The organism is Streptomyces yunnanensis, assembly GCF_029011865.1.
GTDB lineage: Bacteria > Actinomycetota > Actinomycetes > Streptomycetales > Streptomycetaceae > Streptomyces > Streptomyces yunnanensis.
This window is the reverse complement of record NZ_CP095749.1, coordinates 7,050,837-7,074,240: the sequence shown is the minus strand read 5'-3', so window position 1 is coordinate 7,074,240 and position 23,404 is coordinate 7,050,837. Positions and strand designations below refer to the sequence as shown.

The 23,404-nt window shown below is 72.7% G+C and carries 24 protein-coding genes and 1 pseudogene; 10 read left to right on the top strand and 15 right to left on the bottom strand.

The window, feature by feature from the left end; all coding sequences use genetic code 11:
• Positions 1–100 precede the first annotated feature (100 nt).
• Together MOV08_RS30820 and MOV08_RS30815 are read left to right on the top strand one after the other, a co-directional pair.
• Positions 101–757, top strand: coding sequence for a hypothetical protein (locus tag MOV08_RS30820; protein WP_275309658.1), 657 nt, complete (start codon positions 101–103; stop codon positions 755–757).
• Positions 758–822: 65 nt separating this feature from the next.
• Positions 823–1,368: pseudogene (locus tag MOV08_RS30815) on the top strand (class F sortase); the annotation flags it as partial.
• A gap of 65 nt (positions 1,369–1,433) precedes the next feature.
• Here the strand turns inward: MOV08_RS30815 and MOV08_RS30810 are convergent.
• Complete coding sequence (locus MOV08_RS30810) at positions 1,434–2,696, bottom strand: hypothetical protein (RefSeq protein ID WP_275309657.1); 1,263 nt, start codon at positions 2,694–2,696, stop codon at positions 1,434–1,436.
• Entirely contained in the window at positions 2,696–3,676 is a 981-nt protein-coding gene (locus MOV08_RS30805; RefSeq protein ID WP_275309656.1) for a 5-dehydro-4-deoxyglucarate dehydratase, read from the bottom strand. Before MOV08_RS30805 ends, MOV08_RS30810 begins: the two co-directional genes overlap by 1 nt.
• A 304-nt stretch (positions 3,677–3,980) precedes the next feature.
• On the opposite strand from MOV08_RS30805, the gene MOV08_RS30800 reads away from it, so the two are divergent.
• The 4 genes from MOV08_RS30800 to MOV08_RS30785 all read left to right on the top strand — a co-directional run bounded on the left by MOV08_RS30800 (position 3,981) and on the right by MOV08_RS30785 (position 7,648).
• Positions 3,981–4,790 carry an NAD-dependent epimerase/dehydratase family protein gene (locus MOV08_RS30800; protein WP_275309655.1) on the top strand — a complete coding sequence of 270 codons (810 nt, stop codon included), beginning with the start codon at positions 3,981–3,983 and terminating at the stop codon, positions 4,788–4,790.
• 133 nt (positions 4,791–4,923) lie between these two features.
• The gene (locus MOV08_RS30795) at positions 4,924–5,196 is read left to right on the top strand and encodes a GlsB/YeaQ/YmgE family stress response membrane protein (RefSeq protein WP_067352953.1); all 273 of its coding nucleotides are present in this window, start codon (positions 4,924–4,926) and stop codon (positions 5,194–5,196) included.
• Positions 5,197–5,286: 90 nt separating this feature from the next.
• Positions 5,287–6,519, top strand: coding sequence for a TerD family protein (locus tag MOV08_RS30790; RefSeq protein ID WP_275309654.1), 1,233 nt, complete (start codon positions 5,287–5,289; stop codon positions 6,517–6,519).
• Positions 6,520–6,751: 232 nt separating this feature from the next.
• The gene (locus tag MOV08_RS30785; RefSeq protein ID WP_275309653.1) at positions 6,752–7,648 is read left to right on the top strand and encodes a class I SAM-dependent methyltransferase; all 897 of its coding nucleotides are present in this window, start codon (positions 6,752–6,754) and stop codon (positions 7,646–7,648) included.
• A gap of 61 nt (positions 7,649–7,709) precedes the next feature.
• Here the strand turns inward: MOV08_RS30785 and MOV08_RS30780 are convergent, their stop codons facing one another.
• A complete protein-coding gene (locus tag MOV08_RS30780) occupies positions 7,710–9,206 on the bottom strand; it encodes a hypothetical protein (protein ID WP_275309652.1) in 1,497 nt (498 codons plus the stop codon).
• A 218-nt stretch (positions 9,207–9,424) separates the two neighbouring features.
• On the opposite strand from MOV08_RS30780, the gene MOV08_RS30775 reads away from it, so the two are divergent.
• Together MOV08_RS30775 and MOV08_RS30770 are read left to right on the top strand one after the other, a co-directional pair.
• Positions 9,425–11,263 carry an endonuclease/exonuclease/phosphatase family protein gene (locus MOV08_RS30775; protein ID WP_275309651.1) on the top strand — a complete coding sequence of 613 codons (1,839 nt, stop codon included), beginning with the start codon at positions 9,425–9,427 and terminating at the stop codon, positions 11,261–11,263.
• Between the two features lie 139 nt (positions 11,264–11,402).
• Positions 11,403–11,543 carry a hypothetical protein gene (locus MOV08_RS30770; RefSeq protein ID WP_203232597.1) on the top strand — a complete coding sequence of 47 codons (141 nt, stop codon included), beginning with the start codon at positions 11,403–11,405 and terminating at the stop codon, positions 11,541–11,543.
• Positions 11,544–11,629: 86 nt separating this feature from the next.
• Here the strand turns inward: MOV08_RS30770 and MOV08_RS30765 are convergent, their stop codons facing one another.
• The 12 genes from MOV08_RS30765 to MOV08_RS30710 all read right to left on the bottom strand — a co-directional run bounded on the left by MOV08_RS30765 (position 11,630) and on the right by MOV08_RS30710 (position 21,359).
• Positions 11,630–12,448 (bottom strand): EI24 domain-containing protein, encoded by an 819-nt coding sequence (locus MOV08_RS30765; RefSeq protein ID WP_275309650.1) that lies wholly within the window; start codon positions 12,446–12,448, stop codon positions 11,630–11,632.
• Between the two features lie 108 nt (positions 12,449–12,556).
• Positions 12,557–13,546: a 2,3,4,5-tetrahydropyridine-2,6-dicarboxylate N-succinyltransferase gene (gene dapD / locus MOV08_RS30760; protein ID WP_275309649.1), complete on the bottom strand. Its 990-nt coding sequence runs from the start codon at positions 13,544–13,546 to the stop codon at positions 12,557–12,559.
• 143 nt (positions 13,547–13,689) lie between these two features.
• Complete coding sequence (locus MOV08_RS30755) at positions 13,690–14,238, bottom strand: TetR/AcrR family transcriptional regulator (protein WP_275309648.1); 549 nt, start codon at positions 14,236–14,238, stop codon at positions 13,690–13,692.
• Positions 14,238–14,558: a DMT family transporter gene (locus MOV08_RS30750; protein WP_039637564.1), complete on the bottom strand. Its 321-nt coding sequence runs from the start codon at positions 14,556–14,558 to the stop codon at positions 14,238–14,240. Before MOV08_RS30750 ends, MOV08_RS30755 begins: the two co-directional genes overlap by 1 nt.
• A 139-nt stretch (positions 14,559–14,697) precedes the next feature.
• Positions 14,698–15,033, bottom strand: a complete 336-nt coding sequence (locus MOV08_RS30745; protein ID WP_033270552.1) for a metal-sulfur cluster assembly factor — start codon at positions 15,031–15,033, stop codon at positions 14,698–14,700.
• Positions 15,030–15,488, bottom strand: coding sequence for a Fe-S cluster assembly sulfur transfer protein SufU (gene sufU, locus MOV08_RS30740; protein WP_018536854.1), 459 nt, complete (start codon positions 15,486–15,488; stop codon positions 15,030–15,032). Before sufU ends, MOV08_RS30745 begins: the two co-directional genes overlap by 4 nt.
• Positions 15,489–15,535: 47 nt before the next feature.
• Entirely contained in the window at positions 15,536–16,792 is a 1,257-nt protein-coding gene (locus MOV08_RS30735; RefSeq protein ID WP_039637563.1) for a cysteine desulfurase, read from the bottom strand.
• Positions 16,789–17,553, bottom strand: coding sequence for a Fe-S cluster assembly ATPase SufC (gene sufC / locus MOV08_RS30730; protein WP_275309647.1), 765 nt, complete (start codon positions 17,551–17,553; stop codon positions 16,789–16,791). The genes MOV08_RS30735 and sufC overlap by 4 nt, the downstream gene beginning before the upstream one ends.
• 7 nt (positions 17,554–17,560) lie before the next feature.
• On the bottom strand, positions 17,561–17,878 hold the full coding sequence (locus tag MOV08_RS30725; RefSeq protein WP_073444996.1) for a non-heme iron oxygenase ferredoxin subunit: 318 nt from the start codon (positions 17,876–17,878) through the stop codon (positions 17,561–17,563).
• The gene (gene sufD, locus MOV08_RS30720) at positions 17,875–19,062 is read right to left on the bottom strand and encodes a Fe-S cluster assembly protein SufD (RefSeq protein ID WP_275309646.1); all 1,188 of its coding nucleotides are present in this window, start codon (positions 19,060–19,062) and stop codon (positions 17,875–17,877) included. Before sufD ends, MOV08_RS30725 begins: the two co-directional genes overlap by 4 nt.
• Before the next feature lie 60 nt (positions 19,063–19,122).
• Positions 19,123–20,544, bottom strand: a complete 1,422-nt coding sequence (sufB, locus tag MOV08_RS30715) for a Fe-S cluster assembly protein SufB (RefSeq protein ID WP_039637559.1) — start codon at positions 20,542–20,544, stop codon at positions 19,123–19,125.
• Positions 20,541–21,359: a helix-turn-helix transcriptional regulator gene (locus tag MOV08_RS30710; protein WP_039637558.1), complete on the bottom strand. Its 819-nt coding sequence runs from the start codon at positions 21,357–21,359 to the stop codon at positions 20,541–20,543. The genes sufB and MOV08_RS30710 overlap by 4 nt, the downstream gene beginning before the upstream one ends.
• A 223-nt stretch (positions 21,360–21,582) precedes the next feature.
• Between MOV08_RS30710 and MOV08_RS30705 the strand changes: the two genes are divergently transcribed.
• Together MOV08_RS30705 and MOV08_RS30700 are read left to right on the top strand one after the other, a co-directional pair.
• Complete coding sequence (locus MOV08_RS30705; RefSeq protein WP_275309645.1) at positions 21,583–22,545, top strand: ABC transporter ATP-binding protein; 963 nt, start codon at positions 21,583–21,585, stop codon at positions 22,543–22,545.
• Positions 22,542–23,330 (top strand): ABC transporter permease, encoded by a 789-nt coding sequence (locus MOV08_RS30700; RefSeq protein ID WP_039637556.1) that lies wholly within the window; start codon positions 22,542–22,544, stop codon positions 23,328–23,330. Before MOV08_RS30705 ends, MOV08_RS30700 begins: the two co-directional genes overlap by 4 nt.
• Positions 23,331–23,404: the final 74 nt, after the last annotated feature.

Sequence of the window (23,404 nt, the reverse complement as noted above, 5' to 3'; positions counted from 1 at the left end):
CGGCCGTCGCGGGCTTATCTCGTGGGTGGAGGCGCGGAACTCCGCCGATTCCCCCAGTGGCACACCTGTGTCACGTCCGCGCTTCGCGGAGGTTGTTCCCATGGGTTCCACCCGACTGCTCACCGGTGCCGTGTTGTCCGCCGCCACGCTGGGTCTGGCCGCCACCGCGGCGTACGCCGGCGACTTCGGCACCATCGAGGTCTCTCCGGGGACGGCCGCGGCCGGCTCCACGGTCTCCCTGTCCACCACGGGGTGCGGGGCCAGCCGCTCGGCGAGCGTGGACGCCACCGCCCTGGGCGGGGGCACGGTCGCCTTCGCCCCGGGCACCGCCAAGGGCTCCCTGGTGGGGAAGGTGATGGTCAAACCCGGTACCAAGCCCGGCAACTACGGGATCGGCGGCAAGTGCGCCGACGGCAAGGAGCTGACCGGCACGGTCCGGGTCGGCGAGCAGGGCGCGTCCGCCGGCCCGAGCATGAGCCCCGGTATGAGCGCGAGTCCGAGCATGAGCATGAGCCCCGGCATGGGGCACGGCAGCGCGGCCCCGAGCATGCCGGCCAAGGAGCACCCCAGCATGCCCGCGAAGGGCGGCGCCGGCCCCACCACGCCGCCCAAGGGCAAGATGAAGACCGGCGAGGGCTCCACGAGCGAGGACGGCATCAACACCACCGAGATCGCGGCCGGCGCCGGTGTGGTGGTGGCAGCGGCGGCCTGCGCGGTCTGGCTGGTGCGCCGCCGCCGGCCCGGCGGCCGGTACTGATCCGGGCCCCGCTCCACGCGCGGCGGGCCGGCCGGCGCCGGGTCTGGGCTCGGCCGGCCGGTGCGGTGGCGGCCGCCGTCACCGCCGCCGCGTGCGGCACCGGCGTCTGGCTGATCGTCAACGGCAGCCGGGACACCGCGCCGCCCCAACCGTCCGTCGCGCAGGGGTTCACCGCCCGACCGCCGGGCGGCGAGGCGGCCACCGAGCGGGCCGCGTCACCGCTGCCGGCCGCCGAGCCGCTCCGGGTGGCGGTGCCGTCCCTGGGCATCGACGCGCCGCTGACCCGGCTGGGGCTGGCCGCGGACGGCAGCCTCGCCCCGCCGCCGGAGAGCGACCGGAACCTGGCGGGCTGGTACGCGGACGGCACCCCGCCCGGCGCCACCGGCACCGCCCTGGTCGCCGGCCACGTGGACACCCGCGCGGGCCCCGCGGTCTTCTACCGCCTGGGCGCCCTGAAGAAGGGGCACACCGTGCGGATCCTGCGCGCCGACGGGCGGGTCGCGGTGTTCACCGTCGATGCGGTGGAGGTCTACGACGGCCGGCACTTCCCCGACGAGAAGGTCTACGGCGAGGCCCACCGCCCCGAGCTCCGCCTGATCACCTGCGGCGGCGGCTTCAGCCGGACCCGGCAGGAGTACCTGGGCAACGTCGTGGTCTTCGCGCACCTGACGGACAGTCAGGCACGGGGCGCGGGCTCCGCGCCGCTGCCCTGGGCCCGTCCGCCGGCCGACCGGTTCAGCGCCCGCAGCGCGCCCCGTACCGCCACCAGGTCCGCCGGTCCCGCCAACCCCGCGTGGTAGAGCCGCAGTTCGTCCGCGCCGAGCGAGGCGGCGTGCGCGGCGTCGGCGGCGAGGCGGTCGGGGCGGCCGCCCAGCCCGGCGACCACGGTGAGATTGGCGGCCACGGTCGCGCCCGCGGGGCGCTCCGCGAACGGGCGCAGCGCCTCGGCCCGCGCCTCGGCGTCCCCGGTGCAGGGCACCACCACCCCGTCCGCGCAGGCCAGGGCCGCCGCCGGGGCCACGCCCGGGTTGGCCCCGCAGCGGTGCGGGGCGGGATCGGCGTGCAGCAGCACCCGGAAGCCGTCCACCGACGCCCGGGCCGCGGCGGCCCGCACGGCGCCCACCACCGCGCGCCGCAGCTCGTCCGCCGCCCGGTCCCGCCAGGCGCGCACCGCGCCCGCCGGCCCCGGGCCCAGCAGTTCCTCGACGGCGGCCCACTCCCCCGCCCGGCCGCCGGCGTCCGGGAGCGCCGCCCCGGCCCACACCGGCTCCAGCGCCCGCCGCACCCGTGCCCGCAACTCGCTTTCGTCCAAGCCCAGTTCGGCGTAGCCGGCGAGGCACACCGGGCAGCAGCACAGCGACATCAGGTACTCCGCGACGCCGCCCAGGCCGACCCCGCCGATCTTGTCGTGGCCGTGCAGGTGCGCCAGCCCGTACCAGCCGCAGGACTCCAGCTCCACGCCCCGGGCGCCGGGCCGGACGGCGGCCTCGGCGGCCAGCCGGACGAGGTGGTCGCGCACCTCGGGGCGGGCGATGCAGGGCGCCCACGGATAGCGGTCGCCGTAGACGTTGCGGACGACCAAGGCGGGATGGTCCGCGCCCAGGCGGGAGTTGTGGGCCAGCACGACCCAGCTGTGCACCTCCAGGCCGGCCGCGGTCAGCGCCCGCGCCGCGGTGCCGAAGGGGTCCGGGTCCGCGATCCAGTCCTGGGGGTACGGGCGCAGCCGGCGGCCCGCCCAGCGGTCCGGGTCGGGCGGGTAGAGGACCGCGGAGTGCCGGGCGGTGACGATGCGGTGGTGGGGGTGGCGCGGGGTGAGGGCGCGGGTGGAGTGGTAGGCGGCGGCCAGTGTGACCTGCGCGAGGCCCAGTTCGGCGAGGCGGGCGGGGGCGTCCGGGTCGCCGACCACGTCCCAGGGGTAGAGGAAGGCGGCGGTGCGCATCAGGCGCCGCTCCCGGGGGCGGCCGCGGCCAGCGCCAGGCCGTGGTCGAGCAGGTGCGACAGGCGCTCGACGTGCGCCGGCGCGGGGTCGCTGAGCGGTGGCCGCGCCCCGCCGACGGCCGGCCCGCCGCGCAGCCCCACGCCGGCCTTGACCAGCGCGACGGCGTAGCCGCTGCCCTCGTTGCGGAGCTCCACCAGCGGCCGGTAGAAGCCGTCCAGCAGCCGGGTGGCGGTGGCGTCGTCGCCGTCGGCCATCGCCCGGTGGAAGGCGAGCGCGATCTCGGGGGCGAAGGCGAACACGGCCGAGGAGTAGAGGTGGACGCCCAGCCCCCGGTAGGCGGCGCCGGTGAGTTCGGCGGTGGGCAGGCCGTTGAAGTAGAGGAACGGCCGGCCGGGGGCGTCGGTGCGGACCGTGCTGATGATGCGCTGGAGCAGTTCCAGGTCGCCCAGGCCGTCCTTGAGGCCGATGACGCCGGGGGTGCGGGCCAGGGCGGCGACGGTGTCCGGCGTGAAGACGGCGTTGTCGCGCTGGTAGACGATGACCGGGAGCGGGGTGGCGGCGGCGAGTTCGGTGTAGTGGCGGAGCAGGCCGGGCTGGTCGGCCCGGACGAGGTACGGCGGCATGGCCAGCAGCCCGTCGGCGCCGGCGGTGTGCGCGAGGCCGGCGAAGTGGGCGGCGAGCGCGGTGCCGTAGCCGGTGCCGGCGAGGACCGGGACCCGTCCTGCGGCCTCCGCGACGGCCGCGGCGACGCAGGCGGCGTACTCCCCGGGGGTCAGGGCGTGGAACTCGCCGGTGCCGCAACAGGCGAAGACGGCGCCCGCGCCGGCGTCGATGCCGCCGCGCAGATGCGCCCGGAAGGCGTCCAGGTCCAGTGCGCCGTCCGGCGCGTACGCGGTCACGGGGAAGAACAGCGGTCCGTCGAGGCGGTCGGCGAGCTGGTGGTGCCGCCCGGCGGTGGCCGACGGAGGATGTGCGGTCACGGGCTCTCCCTGACGTGCGCGGACGCGTTCTCGCAGACGTTTCCGGTCGATGATGCTTCCGATTGATTACGTTCCTGATCGGTGTCTACATTTCTGAACATCGTGGGTCGACGTAACGGTATTCCGGCCGCCCGGGCGGGTCAAGGGTCCCAATCCCGTGCCGCACAAGCCGATTTGACCGCCCGATCAAGTGTCTTGACCGGCCCGGAGGTGCTCCCTAGCGTGTCCCTCCATCCACCTCGTCCATCCATATGAACCTGGTCCGTGCATACGGCCGCACCGACCAGTCGGAGGAGTTCCGCCCATGACCGCACCCCGCACCGTCCTGCTCACCGGCGCCGCCGGCGGCGTCGGCACCCTGATGCGCGCGCTGCTGCCGCCGTACGGCTACCGGCTGCGGCTGTTCGACCAGCGGCCGATCGAGGGCGAACCGGACGCCGTCACCGCGGAGTTGGCCGACACCGAGGCGCTGCGCGCGGCGGTCCACGGGGTCGACGCGATCGTCCACCTCGCCGGCATCTCCCTGGAGTCGTCGTTCGAGAAGATCCTGCGGGCCAACATCGAGGGCACCTACCGGCTCTACGAGGCGGCCCGCGAGGCGGGCGTGCGCCGGGTGGTCTTCGCCTCCTCCAACCACGCCGTCGGCTTCACCCCGCGCCCGCCGGACGGTTCCGCGGCCATCCCGGTCGACACCCCGCACCGCCCGGACACCTTCTACGGCCTCTCCAAGGGCTTCGGCGAGGACCTCGCCGCCCTCTACTGGGACCGGCACGGCATCGAGACCGTCTCCCTGCGCATCGGCTCGTGCTTCCCGGAGCCGACCACCGTGCGGATGCTCTCCCTCTGGCTGAGCCCGGCGGACTGCGCCCGACTGCTGCACGCCGCGCTCACCGCCGAACACGTCGGCCACACCATCGCCTACGCCTCCTCCGCCAACACCCGGCTGTGGTGGGACCTGACGACCGCCCGCGCACTGGGCTACGACCCGCAGGACGACTCCGAGCCGTACGCCGCGCAACTCCTCGCCGCACAAGGGGAGCTCGACCCGGACGACCCCGAACACGCCCACCTCGGCGGATCTTTCTGCACAAACCCTCCCATGTGGCAGCACTGACCGCGATTCCGGATGATCCACCACCCTACGGAACCTCGTCCCCGCCCCCCGGCGTCCTTGAGGGCACGACGCCTGCCGGCACCCCGCGTTCCGGCAGGCGCAAGCACACCACGCGAGAACGAGGTAACACACCATGGGCATCGTCAGCTGGCTCGTCCTGGGCCTGATCGCGGGCGTGATCGCCAAGGTCCTGCTGCCGGGGCGGGACCCGGGCGGCCTCGTCGGCACCACCCTGATCGGCATCGCCGGCTCCTTCATCGGCGGCTGGCTCTCCACCCGCATCCTGCACCGCCCGATACCCAAGGACTTCTACGACCCGGCCATGTGGATCGCCGCGGTGGCCGGCGCCCTGGTCCTGCTGATCGCCTACCGGCTGCTCTTCGGCAACTCCCGGGCCCGACGCTGACCGGCGGGGACGGCCGCCCCGGACGGTTCCGGGACGGCCCCCGCAGGGAACCGCGTACGCCCGCTGACCGTTAGGGCTGGCATGACCGCAATGACTCCTGGCTCGAACCTCCCGCTCACCGCCGCGCGGGTGGCGGTGACCGTCACCGCCCCCGTGCGGCTGGACGTGTCGGGCCTGCTGCTGACGGCCGGCGGCAAGGTGCGCTCCGACGACGACTTCGTGTTCTACAACCAGCCCGCGGGGCCCGGGGTGAGCCATCGCTCGGCGCCGGACGGCGACACCATCACGGTGGACACCGCCGCGGTGCCCGCGGACATCGACAAGGTCGTGGTCACCGCGAGCCTGGACGCGCCCGGCGCGACCTTCGCCGGCACCGAGCCGACCGGCACGGTCCGCGACGCCGACGGCGGCGGCGTGCTGGCCGCCTTCACCCCGCCGCAGCTGGGCACGGAGACCGCGCTGGTCGTGGTGGAGATCTACCGCCGCGGCGGCGGCTGGAAGGTCCGCGCGGTCGGCCAGGGGTATGCGGACGGCCTCGCCGGCATCGCCACCGACTTCGGCGTGAGCGTGGAGGAGCCGGCCGCCCCGCCCGCGGCCCAGGCGCCGCCGGCCCCCCAGACCCCGCCGGCGCCCCCGGCGCCCGTCCCGCCGGAGCAGTGGGCACCGCCCGTCGGCGCCCCCGCCCCGGTCGCCCCGCCGCCGCAGGCCCCCGGCGAGCCCGCCGCGCCGGTCCCGCCGGCCGCCGGCAAGGTCAACCTCGACAAGGGCCGGGTCAGCCTCCGGAAGAACCAGACCGTCTCCCTGGTCAAGGGCGGCCGCCCGCTGCTCAGCTCGGTCCGGATGGGCCTGGGCTGGGAGCCCGCCCGCCGCGGCCGGAGCATCGACCTGGACGCCTCGGTGATCGCCTACGGCCCGGACCGCGGCAAGATCGACGCCTGCTACTTCGGCAAGCTCAGGATCCTCGACGCGGCGATCCAGCACTCCGGCGACAACCTCACCGGCGACGGCGCCGGCGACGACGAGGTGATCACCGTCCACCTCGGCGGGATCCCCCCGGAGGTCACCGGCCTGGTCTTCGTCGTCAACTCCTTCTCCGGCCAGAAGTTCTCCGAGGTCACCAAGGCGTACTGCCGGCTGACCGACGCGCAGACCGGCGAGGAGCTGGTCCGCTTCGACCTGACCGGCGCCGAGCCGCACACCGGCGTGATGATGGCCAAGCTGATCCGGCAGTACTCCGGCGAGTGGGAGATGACCGCGCTGGGCGACTTCGTCGACGCCCGTACGGTGCGCGGCATGGTCAAGCCCGCGGCCGCCGCGCTGTAGCCCGCGCCCGTGGTGGGTGCGGGGCCGCCCCGTCCCGCACCCGCCCCACCGGCCGGCCCCGGTCGGTCGGCACCGCCGCCGGCGGGTGTGCCGCCCTGGTGCGGGAGCGGTCGAGGACCGAGAATTGTGTCGTCGACACCGTCGCGCCCGCCTTCCCCCCACCCTCCGCACACACCCGGGATCCCGTCCCCCTCGGCCCCCCTCCCCCACGGCTTACGACGAGGAGCGTCCGATGACCCAGCAGCCGCCCCCGGCCGGCGGACCCGACCGGCCCGGGCACCCGGACCACCCGGACGGCGCAGCCCGCCCGGACCTCCCCGAGCGGGTCGCCGCCACCTACGGCGAGGAGGACCTCAGCACCGTCCCCGCGTTCGCCGGCGGCTTCATCAACTTCGGCTACTGGGCCTGGCTGCCCGAGCTCGCGGACCGCCCGCTGACCGAGGAGGACCGGGTCCGCAGCGAGCAGGACCTCTACCGGCTGGTGCTGGACACCTTCGACCGGCCGCGCGGCCGCACCGCCCTGGAGGTCGGCTGCGGACGCGGGCTGGGCTGTGCGCTGGCCCTGCGGGAGTTCGACTTCGGGTCGCTGATCGGCCTGGACGCCCACCCGGACCAGATCGCCCGCGCCCTGGAGGCCAACGCCGAACTGCTCCGCGAGGACGCCGGCCCCCGCCGGCTGGAGTTCGTGCTCGGCCCGGCCCAGCGGATGCCGCTGCCGGACGCCTGCGCCGACTTCGTCTACTCCGTCGAGGCCGCCCAGCACTTCCGCGACCTGGCCGGCTTCGCACGGGAGGCGGTGCGGGTGCTCCGCCCGGCCGGCCAGTTCGCGCTGACCACGTTCTTCGCCCGGGTCCCGGAGGCGGTCCGGGTGCTGCCCGAGCTGCTGCCCCCGTACGCCGACGGGCTGGACGTCCCGCACCTGGTGGACGACGTGGCCGCCACGTTCGACGCGGCCGGGCTGCGGGACGTCGCGGTGACCCCGATCGGCGACGGCGTCTGGGAGCCCTACGACCGCTACATGGAGCAGCGGCCGGAGCTGCGCGACAAGTGGCCCCGGCAGTACCTGACGGCGTATCAGACGGGGCTGCTGGACTACTACTTGATCACTGCGGCGGCGCCGGGCGACTGAGCTCCGGCGCAACCACCGGCCGCACCGGAGCGACTGACGCCGCGCCCCGGCCGGCCCCGCGTCAGTCGGCCTGCCGCGACCGCGCCTTGAAGGCGGCCTTGCGTGCCTCCTTGGCGGCCTTCTTGTCCGGGTGGAGCTGCCCCATGACCTCCAGCACCTCCGCGGTGGCCGGGTGGTCCACCCGCCAGACCTCGTCGAAGAACCCGCTGTGCTGCTCGGTCAGGCCCTGCACCAGCTCGCGGAGTTCGGCCGTCGCCGCGTCGTCGGTGTCGCCCAGCTGGGCCGCGATGGTGTCCACCGTCAGCCAGAAGACCATGTCCTGGGACGGCTCGGGGATGTCGGGCAGCCCGCGCTCGGCGAGCCAGACCCGGGCCAGTCCGCCCAGGTACCGGTCGTCGAGCACCTCGCGCAGCGCCGGCTCGGCCTCGGGGGCGACCAGCGAGAGGGTCTGCTGGGCGGCGAGCCGGCGCAGCGGGCCGTACTCGTCGTCGCCGCGGGCCGCCGCGAGCAGGTCCCGGGCGGCGTCCAGCGGGGTGCGGGCGGCCAGCCACTGCTCGGACTCCGCCTGGGCCAGTACCTCGGGGTAGTCGGGCAGCGCGGCCAGCAGGGCGTCTGCGTTCTTGTCGGCGAGGTCGCCGACGGCGGGGGCGTCCACGCCGGCGTCCAGCATCCGGGCGCGGACCGCCCAGACGCCGAGCGGGGTGAGCCGGACCATGCCGTACCGGGCGACGTCCTCGTCCGCCAGCGGCTCGGCGGCCCGGACCGTGTCGCCGTCCTCGTCCAGTTCCTCGATGAGCGCCTCGTCGACCGGCCGGTAGGCGACCAGTCCGATCGGCTCCAGCACCCGGAACTGGTCGTCGAGCCGCATCATCGCCGCGGAGACCTCTTCGAGGATCTCGTCGGTGGGCTCGTCCATGTCGTCCGGGACGATCATGGAGGCGGCCAGCGCGGGCAGCGGGACGTCCTGGCCCGGGACCTCGTTCAGGGCGCTGAGGAGGTAGAGGTTGCCGAGGATGCCGTCCAGCAGTTCGGCCTCCTCCTCCGGGTTCCAGTCCAGGGCGTCCAGGTCCAGTTCGCCGCCGTCGGCGAGCTGTTCGGCGATGTCGGAGAGGTCCGGGGCGACCGCGTCGGCGAGCACCGTCTCCATGCCGCCGAGCCAGATGTCCAGGACGTCCTGGGGGCTGCCGGAGGTGAGCAGGGCCAGCTCCTCGCCGGGGGTGGCGGTGCCGACCGCGGCGTCGTCGGGGAGGTCCACCGCGGCGGCGTCGTCGAGCTCGTCGTCCTCGGTGATCTCGACCAGTCCGGTGTCGACCGCCAGCTGCCACGCCTCGGCGGTGTAGGCCGGGCCCTCCTCGTCGCCGGCCAGGCCCAGGTGCTCGGTGGCGGCGACCAGCGACTTGTCGACCAGCTCGCCGCCGACGCCGACCGGGACGCCGGTCCCGGCCCAGCGCGCGAGCCTGGCGGCCCGGGCCAGCAGCGGGGCGCTCAGCGCGTCGCGGGCCAGCTCCGCTTCGGGGTGCAGCCGCACCGGCGGCATGGTGGGGCGGTCTGCGGGCATCGGGCTCAGCTCCTCGGACGGACGTCGGCTTGTGCGCCGCCCAAGCGTAGACGGAATTCTCCCCATCTCGGGCGGTTCACCCTCCCGTACGCTCCCGTCCACCGGGAGAACCTTGACAACTCCCTTGCGCACACAAGAGATTGACGCGCGTAGCGCGAGCGCCGGTCCCGCTCCGCCGCTTCTTCCACCCCCCTACCCCCCTTTCTCCGGAGGCTTGGATGCCATCCCGTCGTACGCTCCGCAGGCCGGTCGCCCTCAGTGCGGTGGCCGCCTGTGCCGCCCTCGCCGGCGGACTGCTCAGCGTGCAGTCCGCTTCGGCGGCCGGCACCCGGATCCACGACATACAAGGCAGGACCCGGATATCCCCGCTGGTCGGGAAGCAGGTCGGCGACGTGCCCGGCATCGTGACCGCGGTCCGGGCGTTCGGCTCGTCCCGCGGCTTCTGGGTACAGGACCCGCACCCGGACAACGATCCGGCGACCAGCGAGGCGGTCTTCGTCTTCACCGGCAAGGAGACGCCCGCGGTCGCGGTCGGCGACGCGCTCACCTTCGGCGGCACGGTCAGCGAGTACTACCCGGGCGGCAAGGACGCCGGTGGCCAGTCCGTCACCGAGATCACCGACGCCACCTGGACGGTCGGCGCCGGCAAGCAGCCGCTGCCGACCCCGGTCAAGCTCGACGCGTCCACGATTCCCGCGGCCTACGCGCCCCGAGCGGGCGGCAGGAGCATCGAATCGCTCACCCTGCGGCCCACCAAGTACGCCCTGGACCGCCTGGAGTCGCTGGAGGGCATGCGGGTCGCGCTCTCCGACGCCCGGGTCGTCGGCCCCACCAACACCCACCACGAGCTGTGGGCGACCGCCACCCCCGACCACCACCGCACCGCCCGCGGCGGCACCCTCTACGGCTCCTACGCCGACCCCAACGGCGGCCGGATCAAGGTCCAGTCGCTGATCCCCTTCTCCCAACGGCCGTTCCCGGTGGCCGACGTCGGCGACCGGCTGACCGGCACCACCGCCGGCCCGCTGGACTACGACAACTTCGGCGGCTACACCGTCCAGGCCACCGAACTGGGCACGCTCGCCGCCCACACCCCGGCGCCGGAGGTCACCCGCAAGCAGACGGCCGACGAGCTGGCGGTGGCCACGTACAACGTCGAGAACCTCGCGCCGGACAACCCGCAGTCCAAGTTCGACCGGCTGGCGAAGGGGCTGGTGCACAACCTCGCAGCGCCGGACGTCGTCGCCCTGGAGGAGGTCCAGGACGACAGCGGCGCCAAGGACGACGGGACGGTCACCGCGGGCGTCACCCTCAAGAAGCTCACCGACGCCGTCAAGGCGGCCGGCGGCCCGGCGTACGAGTGGCGGTCCATCGACCCGCAGAACGACCAGGACGGCGGCCAGCCGGGCGGCAACATCCGGGTGGCGTTCCTCTTCAACCCGCAGCGGGTGGCGTTCACGGACGTCAAGGGCGGCGACGCGACCACGCCGGTCAAGGTCGTCGACGACCACGGCCGGGCCGGGCTGTCGGCGTCGCCGGGCCGGATCGCGCCGGCCGACGCGGCGTGGAAGTCCAGCCGCAAGCCGCTGGTCGGCGAGTTCGCGCTGCGCGGCAAGCCCGACCGCCGGGTCTTCGTGATCGCCAACCACTTCAACTCCAAGGGCGGCGACCAGGGCCTGGACAGCCGCTTCCAACCGCCGGCCCGGACCTCGGAGACCCAGCGCACCGCCCAGGCGAAGCTGGTCAACGGCTTCGTCAAGGGGCTTCTGGCCAAGGACCCGAAGGCCGACGTGGTGGTGGCCGGTGACCTCAACGACTACCAGTTCTCACCGGCGTTGAAGACCCTCACCGGCGGCGGCGTGCTCACCGACCAGGTCACCAGGCTGCCGGTCGCCGAGCGCTACAGCTACGTCTACCAGGGCAACTCGCAGGTGCTGGACCACCTGCTCACCAGCCAGGCGCTGACCCGGACCGACTACGACATCGTGCACATCAACGCCGAGTACGCGGACCAGACCAGCGACCACGACCCGCAGGTGCTGCGGATCAAGCCCTGACGCCCGACACCCCTGCCCCTCGCCTCACCCGGGGTGACCGTCCCGTCACTCCACCGGCCCACCTCCGGGGGCCGATCGCTCCCGGGGGTGCGGTACTGGGCTGGTAAGCACCATTTTCGGCGAGACAAAGGGAGTCATGATGCCGAAGTCGCAGAACCGTAAGTCGGGCAAGCAGGACCGGGCCGCCGAGCGGCGCTCCGACCAGCACCGGCCGCGGTCGGAGGAGTCCGCAGCAGAGCGCACCCAGGACCTGAAGCCGCGGTCGCGCAAGGCTGACTGACACGGGTAGGGCAGTACGCCCGAGCGGCCGCCGCACTCACCGGTGCGGCGGCCGCTTCCGTCGTTCCGGGCGCCCGTGGGGCGCGGTCACCGGGCTGCGGGCACCGCCCGTCCCTCGGGCTCGTCCCCGTCCGCGACCGCCGGCCCGGCGTCCGGCCCCGCGCCCGGCCCGGCGGGCACCAGGTCCCGCACCAGCAGGGTGGCCCCGGCCACCGCGCCCGGCATCAGCAGCACCGCCACGAACGGGATCAGGAACAGCAGCACCAGCGGCGTCCCGAAGCCGACCGCCAGGCCCGGCCGGCCGCGCAGCAGCCGCAGCCGCTCGCGCACCGGCACCTCCCGGCGCTGCATCGCCACCGTGGTCAGCTCCACGGCGAGGAAGAAGCCGGAGACGCAGAAGCCGACGGCCGGAACGACGGTCTGCCCGACGACCGGCAGGAAGCCCAGGAGGAAGAACAGCACCCCGAACCCGGCGGCCCGCAGCAGCACCGGGATCATCTCCCGCACCGCGATGCCGATCTCCCGCCACAGCGGGCGGTCCGGGCCGGGCGGGCAGTGGCCCTCGCTGCGCTCGACCTGCTCCGACAGCGACTCGTAGAAGGGGTCGCCGATCAGCAGGGTGACGACGGTGAACGTCAGCACCGACAGCATCAGCCCGCCGGCCAGCAGCAGCGCCACGAACAGCCCCCGCAGCAGCCCCTGCCACGGGGAGCCCCAGCCGTCGGCGAACGGGGTCGCCCAGGCGGCGAGGTCGCCGGACCACAGGGCCAGCCCGATGAGCGCCCCCGCGTACAGCACCAGTGCGACCAGTGCGGGAATCAGCCCGAACCCCCACCACCGGCCGTGCTGCGCCGTCCAGCGCATGCCCCGCCCCAGATACCGCATCCCTGCTACCAGATCACGCATGGCCCCACCCTATGGTCGTGTCCGCAACGTCCCGCTGCCGTCCGGCGCCCGGCATGCGCGCGCCCCGGGCCGGTGGGCCCGGGGCGGCAACTGCGCAGGCGTGCCCGGTCAGTTGTGGCTGTGCAGGATCTCGTTCAGACCGCCCCAGACCGCCTTGTTCGGGCGGGCCTCGACGGTGCCGGTGGTGGAGTTCCGGCGGAAGAGGATGTTGTCGGCACCGGACAGCTCCAGCGCCTTGACGATCTGGCCGTCGGGCAGCGTGACCCGGGTGCCCGCGGTCACGTACAGGCCGGCCTCGACCACGCACTCGTCGCCCAGCGCGATGCCGATGCCGGACTCGGCGCCGAGCAGGCAGCGCTCGCCGATCGAGATGATCTGCTTGCCGCCGCCGGAGAGGGTGCCCATCGTGGAGGCGCCGCCGCCGATGTCGGTGCCGTCGCCGATCACCACGCCGGCGCTGATCCGGCCCTCGATCATGGAGGTGCCCAGCGTGCCGGCGTTGAAGTTGACGAAGCCCTCGTGCATGACGGTGGTGCCGGCCGCGAGGTGGGCGCCCAGCCGCACCCGGTCGGCGTCGGCGATCCGGACGCCGGCGGGCGCCACGTAGTCGGTCATCCGCGGGAACTTGTCGACGCTGGTGACCTGGAGGTGCAGACCCTCGGCGCGGGCGTTCAGCCGGGCCGTCTCCAGCTGGTCGACGGGCACCGGGCCGAGCGAGGTCCAGGCGACGTTGGCCAGCAGGCCGAAGACGCCCTCCAGGCTCTGGCCGTGCGGCTTGACCAGGCGGTGGCTGAGCAGGTGCAGGCGCAGGTAGGCGTCGTGCGCGTCCAGCGGCTTGTCGTCCAGGGAGGCGATGACCGTGCGGACGGCGACGACCTCCACGCCGCGGACCGGGTCGGGGCCGATCGCCTTGCGGACGGCGTCGCCCAGCAGCTCGGCGGCGCGGTCGTCCGCCAGCTGCTCGGTGCCGGCCGGGCCGGGCGCGTCGACCAGCTGGGGCGCGGGGAACCAGGTGTCGAGAACGGTGCCGTCGGAGGCGACGGTGGCGAGCCCGGCGGCGACGGCGCCGGTCGTACGAAGAGTTGCAGCATCGGTCATGCTGGAAACCTAACCGGAGCCGGCCCGCGGAGGCGAACCGGTCTCAGCGGTCGGTCCCGGCCCGTACGGTCGCACGATCCCGGGGGCCCGCCGGCACCGCCCCTCTCGTACGGTCGCACCAGTCACCCGGCCGTCGCCGCCGGTCAGCGGGAGGCGCCCAGCACCCCCGCCAACCCCTCGCGCACCACGCCCGGTTGGAAGGGTCGGTCGGTGAGCAGGTGCTGGAGCAGCAGCCCGTCGGTGAAGGCCACCACCGCCCGGGCGGTGGCCCGGTCGCCGATCCGCCGGGCCAGCAGCGTCTCCATCTCGTCCAGGCACTCGGCGGCGATCGGCCGCACCGCCTCGTGCCGCAGCGCGGCCAGATACAGGTCGTACTCCAGCTCCACCCGCGAACGGTCCCCGGCGAGGGTCTCGCCGACCAGTCGGGCCACCTCGTCGGCGAGCGGCACCGCGAGGTCGATGCCGTCCACCCAGCGTGCGAAGTCCGCCAGCCACCGGCCGTTGGACTGTCGCAGCGCGGCGACCAGCAGGTCGTCGAGGGTCGCGAAGTGGTACGTCGTGGAGCCCAGCGGGACGTCCGCGGCGGCGGCCACCGCGCGGTGGCTGAGCCCGGCGATGCCCCGCTCCCGGACCACCGCGAGCGCCGCGTCGATGATCCGCTGCCGCCGGTCCGGGTCGTAGCGCCGGGCCATCAGTGCGCACCGTCGAGGTTGAGCACCACCACGCCGGCGATCACCAGCAGCACCCCGAGGACCTTGAGCGCGCTGGTGCTCTCGCCCAGGAAGACCATGCCGATCGCGGCGATCACCGCGGTGCCGGCCCCGGACCAGATCGCGTACGCGGTCCCGACGCTCATCGACTTCAGCGTCTGGGCCAGCAGCGCGAAGGCCACGACATAGCCGACCGCGGTGCCGAGCGAGGGCCACAGCCTGCTGAAGCCGTGGCTGTACTTCATCGAGGTGGTCGCGAGGATCTCGGAGAGGATCGCGCCGGCGAGCGTCACATAGGCCATGCGTACGAGCGTACACAGCGTTGCGTACGGCCGTACACAACGAGCGCCGGCCCGCCCGGAACGACGGAACGGCCGTGCCCGCCGGAGAACCGGTGGACACGGCCGTCGAAGACCGTGCGGCAGCGCCGCGGAGCGAAGCTCAGACGTTGAACCCCAGCGCACGCAGCTGTTCGCGACCGTCGTCGGTGATCTTGTCCGGGCCCCACGGCGGCATCCAGACCCAGTTGATCTTCAGCTCGTTGACGATGCCGTCCGTGGCCGACTTCGCCTGGTCCTCGATGACGTCGGTCAGCGGGCAGGCCGCCGAGGTCAGCGTCATGTCGATGGTCGCGATGTTGGCGTCGTCGATGTGGATGCCGTAGATCAGCCCGAGGTTGACGACGTCGATGCCCAGCTCCGGGTCGACGACGTCGTACAGCGCCTCGCGGACCTCTTCCTCCGAGGCCGGCTTGGTGGTGGTCGGGGTGTCGGTCATGCGGTCTTCGCCTCCTGGGAAAGGGCCTTGGCCGTGGCGTCCTTCCAGGCCATCCAGCTGAGCAGGGCGCACTTCACGCGCGCCGGGTACTTGGAGACGCCGGCGAACGCCACCGCGTCCTCCAGCACCTCCTCCATCGCGTCGTCCGGTTCCACCTGGCCCTTGGACTGCATCAGTTCCAGGAAGGTCTCCTGGATCCGCTGCGCCTCGCCGAGCTCCTTGCCGACCAGGAGGTCGTTGAGCACCGACGCGCTGGCCTGGCTGATGGAGCAGCCCTGGCCCTCGTAGGACACATCCTCGATCGTCGTGCCGTCGTACTTCACGCGCAGGGTGATCTCGTCGCCGCACGTGGGGTTGACGTGGTGCACCTCGGCGTCGCCGTCCCGAAGACCGCGCCCATGGGGGTGCTTGTAGTGGTCCAGGATGACGTCCTGGTACATGGAATCCAGCTTCACGACTCAGTCAGTCCTCGTCCTCATCCGCTGTGCTCGTGCGGTGTCCGTCAACCGAAGAAGTTGCGGACGTGCTCCAGGCCGTCGACCAGGGCGTCGACCTCCGCCGGGGTGGAGTACAGATAGAACGACGCCCGCGTGGTCGCGGGAATTCCGTAGCGCAGGCAGACCGGGCGCGCGCAGTGGTGTCCCACCCGGACCGCGATGCCCTGCTCGTCCAGCACCTGGCCCACGTCGTGCGGGTGGATGTCACCCAGCGTGAAGGAGATCGTCGCCCCGCGGTCCTCGGCCGTGCTCGGGCCGATGATCTTCAGGTCGGGGACCTCCAGCAGCCGCTTGACGGCGTACTCGGTGATCGCGTGCTCATGCGCGGCGATCTTGTCCATGCCGATCGCGGTCAGGTAGTCCACCGCGGCGCCGAGGCCGACGGCCTGGGCGATCGGGGGCGTACCCGCCTCGAACTTGTGCGGCGCCGGGGCGTAGGTGGAGGAGTGCATCGAGACGGTCTCGATCATCTCGCCGCCGCCGAGGAACGGCGGGAGGTCCTCCAGCAGCTCCTGGCGGCCCCACAGCACGCCGATTCCGGTCGGGCCGCACATCTTGTGGCCGGTGAAGGCCACGAAGTCCGCCTGCAGCGCCTGCACGTCCAGCGGCATGTGCGGCGCGGCCTGCGAGGCGTCTATGCAGACCAGCGCGCCGACTTCCTGGGCGCGACGGATGATCGTCTCGACCGGGTTGTACGTGCCCAGGAGGTTGGACACCAGGGTGAAGGAGACCACCTTGGTGCGCTCGGTGATGACCTCGTCGATGTTGGAGAGGTCCAGCCGGCCGTCGTCGGTCAGCCCGAACCACTTCAGCTTCGCGCCGGTGCGCTGCGAGAGCAGCTGCCACGGCACGATGTTGGAGTGGTGCTCCATCTCCGTGATGACGATCTCGGTCTCGCGGTCCACCCGGTAGGGCTCGTCGGCCCAACCCAGCATGTTGGCCACGAGGTTGAGCGACTCCGAGGCGTTCTTGGTGAAGATCACCTCGTCGCGGCTGGGCGCGTTGATGAAGGCGGCGACCTTGTCGCGGGCGCCTTCGTACAGCGCCGTGGCCTCCTCGGCGAGCACATGCACGCCGCGGTGGACGTTGGCGTTGTGGCGTTCGTAGTAGGCGCTCAGGGCGTCCAGCACCTGGCGCGGCTTCTGCGAGGTCGCCGCGTTGTCCAGGTACACGATCTTCTTCCCGTCGTGGACCTGACGGTCCAGAAGGGGGAAGTCCTTGCGGATCGCCTCTGTGTCGAGGAGGCCCGGCAGCTGTGTCACGCGGTCGTACCACCCTTCACGTATGCCTCGTAGCCCTCGGCCTCCAGCTTGTCCGCCAGCTCCGGGCCGCCGGACTCGGCGATCCGGCCGTTGGCGAAGACGTGGACGTGGTCGGGCTTGATGTAGCGCAGGATGCGCGTGTAGTGGGTGATCAGCAGAGTGCCGACCTGACCCGTCTCGCGGACGCGGTTGACGCCCTCGGAGACGATCCGCAGCGCGTCGACGTCCAGACCGGAGTCGGTCTCGTCGAGGATCGCGATCTTCGGCTGGAGCAGCTCCAGCTGGAGGATCTCGTGGCGCTTCTTCTCACCGCCGGAGAAGCCCTCGTTGACGTTGCGCTCGGCGAAGGCGGGGTCCATGTGCAGGCGCTCCATGGCTTCCTTGACCTCCTTGACCCACAGCCGCAGCTTGGGGGCCTCGCCGCGGATGGCGGTGGCGGAGGTGCGCAGGAAGTTGGAGACCGAGACGCCGGGGACCTCGACCGGGTACTGCATGGCGAGGAAGACGCCGGCCCGGGCGCGCTCGTCGACGGACATCGCAAGGACGTCCTCGCCGTCGAGGGTGACGATGCCGCCGGTGATCGTGTACTTCGGGTGTCCCGCGAGGGAGTAGGCGAGGGTCGACTTGCCGGAGCCGTTGGGGCCCATGATGGCGTGCGTCTCGCCCTGCTTCACGGTCAGGTCGACGCCCTTCAGGATCTCCCGCTGGCCGTTCTCGGCCTCGACGGAGACGTGCAGGTCGTGGATCTCAAGCGTTGCCATGGGTGACTCAGGACTCCTGGGTGATGGAGACGAGCACGTCGTCCCCTTCGATCTTTACGGGGTAAACGGGGACGGGGCGCGTCGCGGGGAGGCCGGACGGCTTGCCGGTGCGCAGGTCGAAGCTGGAGCCGTGCAGCCAGCACTCGATCGCGCAGTCCTCGACCTCGCCCTCGGAGAGGGAGACGTTGGCGTGCGAGCAGATGTCGTTGATCGCGAACACCTCGCCCTCGGTACGGACCAGCGAGATCGGCGTGCCGGCGATCTCCACCCTCTTGGGGGTGTCCTCCTCCAGCTCGCTCAGCGCGGCCGCGCGTACGTAGCTCATGCCGCGGATGCTTCCAGCTCGGCTTCGATCTTGTTCATCAGACGCTCCTCGACGTCCGGGAGACCGATCTGCTGGACCAGCTCGGCGAAGAAGCCGCGGACGACCAGACGGCGCGCCTCGTCGGCGGGGATGCCGCGGGCCATCAGGTAGAACAGCTGCTCGTCGTCGAACCGGCCGGTCGCCGAGGCGTGGCCGGCGCCGACGATCTCGCCGGTCTCGATCTCCAGGTTGGGCACCGAGTCGACCCGCGCGCCGTCGGTCAGGACGAGGTTGCGGTTGAGCTCGTAGGTGTCCGTGCCGGTGGCCGCCGCCTGGATCAGGACGTCGCCGATCCAGACCGCGTGCGCGTCCTGGCCCTGCAGCGCGCCCTTGTACGTCACGTGCGAGCGGCAGTTCGGGGTGTCGTGGTCCACGAACAGGCGGTGCTCCTGGTGCTGGCCCTGCTCGGTGAAGTACAGGCCGTAGAGCTCGGCCTCGGCGCCGGGGCCCGCGTAGTCGATCCGCGGGTGCAGGCGGACGAGGTCGCCGCCGAAGGTGACGACCACGGACTTGAAGGTGGCGTCCCGGCCGACCAGGGCGTTGTGCTGGCCGCAGTGGACGGCGGTGTCGTCCCAGTCCTGGACCGAGACCACGGTCAGCTTGGCGCCGTCGCCGAGGACGTAGTCGACGTTGGCGGCGAGCACGCCGTCACCGGTGTGGTCGATGACCACGACGGCCTCGGCGAACGCGCCCAGCTCGACGACCTGGTGGCCGAAGGCGGTGCCGCCCTCGCCGTGCACCCGGATCCGGATCGGCTCGGTGAGCTGCGTCTCCTTGGGGACGGTGACCACCGACGCCTTCTCGAACGCGCTGTACGCCTGGGCGGCGACCCGGTCCACCGGCTTGCCGGCCTTGCCGACCCGCGGGTCGGCGCGGTCGACGAGCTCGTGGGTGACGCCCTCGGGCGCGGTGATGTCGACCTTCAGGTCGGGGCCGCCGGCGGTGGCGGTGCCGTCGTGCAGCCCGCGCAGCCGCGCCAGCGGCGTGAACCGCCACTCCTCCTCGCGGCCGTGCGGAACGGGGAAGTCCGCCACGTCGTAGGACGGCGGGGCGCTCATCCGGGTGGCGACGGTGGACTCCGCGGCCACCGCGATGGAGCCGGAGGTCGTGGAACCCGCCGGGATGGTCGTCTGAGCCTCAGCCATGGCTGTCGTCTAGCTCGCTTTCTGCGTTCTGTCGGGAGTCGTTCGCTGCGTGGGCCGGGGTCAGCCGACCGCGCCTTCCATCTGCAGCTCGATCAGCCGGTTGAGCTCCAGCGCGTACTCCATCGGCAGCTCACGGGCGATCGGCTCGACGAAGCCGCGGACGATCATCGCCATGGCCTCCTGCTCGCTCAGGCCGCGGCTCATCAGGTAGAAGAGCTGGTCCTCGCTCACCTTGGAGACGGTCGCCTCGTGGCCCATCGACACGTCGTCCTCGCGGACGTCGACGTAGGGGTAGGTGTCGGAGCGGGAGATGGTGTCGACCAGCAGCGCGTCGCACAGCACGTTGGACTTGGAGCCCGCGGCGCCCTCGCCGATCTCGACCAGGCCGCGGTAGGAGGTCCGGCCGCCGCCCCGCGCCACCGACTTGGAGACGATGTTGGAGGAGGTGTTCGGCGCCATGTGGACCATCTTGGAGCCGGCGTCCTGGTGCTGGCCCTCGCCCGCGAAGGCGATCGAGAGCGTCTCGCCCTTGGCGTGCTCACCCATGAGGTAGACCGCGGGGTACTTCATGGTGACCTTGGAGCCGAGGTTGCCGTCCACCCACTCCATCGTCGCGCCCTCGTAGGCGACGGCGCGCTTGGTCACCAGGTTGTAGACGTTGTTCGACCAGTTCTGGATCGTCGTGTAGCGGCAGCGGCCGCCCTTCTTCACGATGATCTCGACGACCGCGGAGTGCAGCGAGTCGGACTTGTAGATCGGCGCGGTGCAGCCCTCGACGTAGTGGACGTAGGCGTCCTCGTCGACGATGATCAGCGTCCGCTCGAACTGGCCCATGTTCTCGGTGTTGATCCGGAAGTAGGCCTGGAGCGGGATGTCGACCTGCACGCCCTTGGGGACGTAGATGAACGAGCCGCCGGACCACACCGCGGTGTTCAGCGACGCGAACTTGTTGTCACCGACCGGGATGACCGTGCCGAAGTACTCCTGGAACAGCTCCGGGTGCTCCTTGAGCGCCGTGTCGGTGTCCAGGAAGATGACGCCCTGCTTCTCCAGGTCCTCGCGGATCTGGTGGTAGACCACCTCGGACTCGTACTGCGCGGCGACACCGGCGACCAGGCGCTGCTTCTCCGCCTCCGGGATGCCCAGCTTGTCGTAGGTGTTCTTGATGTCCTCGGGCAGCTCCTCCCAGGAGGCGGCCTGCTGCTCGGTGGAGCGGACGAAGTACTTGATGTTGTCGAAGTCGATGCCCGACAGGTCCGAGCCCCAGGTCGGCATGGGCTTCTTGTCGAACAGCTTCAGGCCCTTGAGACGCAGCTTGAGCATCCATTCCGGCTCGCTCTTCTTCGCCGAGATGTCGCGGACGACCGCCTCGGAGAGGCCGCGCTTGGCGGCGGCACCGGCGACGTCGGAGTCGGCCCAGCCGTATTCGTAGTTGCCCAGACCCTCGAGCTCAGGGTGAGCAGTCTCCGTGGGGAGCGTCATGCGGGGTTCCTCCCGGCCGTGCTAGCGGATGCTGTGGTGGTCTGTGTGGGGCGCTCACCGGTGCGGTGAGCTGCTTTGCCGGCACCGGCCTTCGGGATGAAGGTCGTGCACACCCCGTCGCCGTGGGCGATGGTGGCAAGGCGCTGTACATGGGTCCCGAGCAATCGGGAGAAGACCTCGGTCTCCGCCTCGCACAGCTGCGGGTACTGCTCGGCGACGTGGACGACCGGGCAGTGGTGCTGGCAGAGCTGCTCACCGAGCTGGGGATTGGGCGCACTGCGCGCCGTAGCAGCGTACCCGTCCGCGGTCAACGCCTTCGCAAGGGCCTGGGTGCGGGCCTCGGGCTCGGCGCCCTCGACCGCCTCGCGGTACCCCTCGGCCTGCGCGGCGAGCCGGGCGCGGGCGAACGCGGCGACCGCCGCCTCGCCCTCGGCGCCGCCGCCCGCGCTCTGCGCGATCCAGCGCAGCGCGTCGGCGGCGAGCCCGTCGTACGCCTGGTAGAAGGTGCCCCGTCCGCAGTCGGTGAGGGCGAACGCCTTGGCCGGACGGCCGCGGCCGCGGCCGCCGTAGACCCGCTTCTCGCGGGGCTCCACGACGCCCTCGGCGACCAGCGCGTCCAGGTGCCGGCGGACGGCGGCCTGGGTCAGCTCCAGGCGGAGCGCCAGCTCGGCCGCGGTGGACGGGCCGTGGTCGAGGATGGAGCGGGCGACGCGGTTGCGGGTGCCGTGCTGGTCGTCGTGCGCAGGGGCGGTCGGAACCGGGCCGGCGGTCTGCCGGGCCGCGGGCCTCTTCCGATCCTCGCTCACGTTTTTCACAACACCATTGTTGCGTAATTCGCCAAATCGATTCAACCCCGTACGGGATCACGGACCGGTGGCCTCCGTCACTAAGGGTTACCTAATTTCGGGGCTCCCGGTCACGCTCCGGAACCGCCGCCGGCCACCCAGGAGGCCCGCCGGCGGACCCGCACGGAACGGCTCCCGGACAGCTTCCGGCCCCCGCTCCCGGCGCCCCCGCCCGCTCCGTAGACTGCCCGGCATGCCCAGCACCTCCCCAGGGGACGCCCCCCGCTCGCCCGGCCGCGAGCCTGCCGTCGAGGTCGTCGGCCTGGTCAAGCGGTACGGGTCCAAGACCGCCGTGGACGGGCTCGACCTCACCGTCGCACGCGGCACCGTGACCGCCGTCCTCGGCCCCAACGGCGCCGGGAAGACCACCACCGTCGAGACCTGCGAAGGCTATCGGCGCCCGGACGCCGGTCGGGTCCGCGTCCTGGGACTGGACCCGGTCGCCGACGCCGCGGCGCTGCGCCCCCGGATCGGCGTGATGCTCCAGTCGGGCGGGGTCTACGCCGGAGCCCGGGCCGAGGAGATGCTGCGGCACACCGCCACCCTCCACGCCCACCCCCTCGACGTGGTCGCGCTGATGGAACGGCTGGGCCTGGGCAGCTGCGGACGGACGCCCTACCGGCGGCTGTCCGGCGGCCAGCAGCAGCGGCTCGCCCTGGCGATGGCCGTGGTCGGCCGCCCCGAGCTGGTGTTCCTGGACGAGCCGACCGCCGGCCTCGACCCGCAGGCCCGCCGCGCCACCTGGGACCTCGTCCGGGAGCTGCGCGCCGACGGCGTCAGCGTGGTGCTGACCACCCACTTCATGGACGAGGCCGAGCAGCTCGCCGACGACGTCGCGATCATCGACGGCGGCAAGGTCGTCACCCAGGGCAGCCCGGAGGAGCTGTGCAAGGGCGGCGCCGAGAACAGCCTGCGCTTCACCGGCCGGCCCGGTCTGGACGTCGCCTCGCTCCTCAAGGCACTGCCGGCCGACAGCGCCGCCGCCGAGCTGACCGCCGGCATCTACCGCGTCCAGGGCCGGATCGACCCGCAGCTGCTGGCCACCGTGACCTCCTGGTGCGCGCAGAACGGCGTGCTGCCCGACGCGATAGCCGTCGAGCGCCACACCCTGGAGGACGTCTTTCTCGAGCTCACCGGTAAGGAGCTGCGCGCATGACCACCGCGAGCGGTACGTTCGCCCCCCGGCCCGGCGCGGCCCCGCTGCCCAGGATGATCCGCGCGCAGGCCGCCCTGGAGACCAGGATGCTGCTGCGCAACGGCGAGCAGCTGCTGCTGACCGTCATCATCCCGACGCTGCTGCTGGTGCTGTTCTCCGCCGTCCGCATCATCGACACCGGCGCCGGCAGGTCGGTGGACTTCCTCACGCCGGGCGTGCTGGGGCTGGCCGTGATGTCCACGGCGTTCACCGGCCAGGCCATCGCCACCGGATTCGAGCGGCGCTACGGCGTCCTCAAGCGGCTGGCCGCCTCGCCGCTGCCGCGCTGGGGGCTGATGACCGCGAAGACCTGCGCGGTGCTGGTCACCGAGGTCCTCCAGGTCGTCCTGCTGACCGTGGTCGCCCTGGCGCTGGGCTGGTCCCCGCAGGGCGCCGCGTCCCTCTCCGGCGTGGCCTCCGTGGTCCTGCTGCTCCTGTTGGGCACCGCCGCGTTCTCCGGCCTGGGCCTGCTGATGGCCGGCACCCTCAAGGCCGAGGCCACCCTGGCCGCCGCCAACCTGGTCTTCCTGCTGCTGCTCGTCGGCGGCGGGGTGATCGTCCCGCTGGCGAAGTTCCCGGCCGCGGCCCAGCAGGTGCTCCAGTTCCTGCCGATCTCCGCGCTCTCGGACGGCCTGCGGGAGGTGCTCCAGCACGGGGCCGGGGTGCCCTGGGCGGACCTCGGGATCCTGGCGGCCTGGGCCGTCCTGGGGCTGGGCGCGGCGGCGAAGTTCTTCCGCTGGGAGTGACCCCGCCGCCCGCCGGACCGGCCCGAACGCCGCAGACCCGACCCTCGTGAAAACGCGCACAAGCCGCCGCCTAC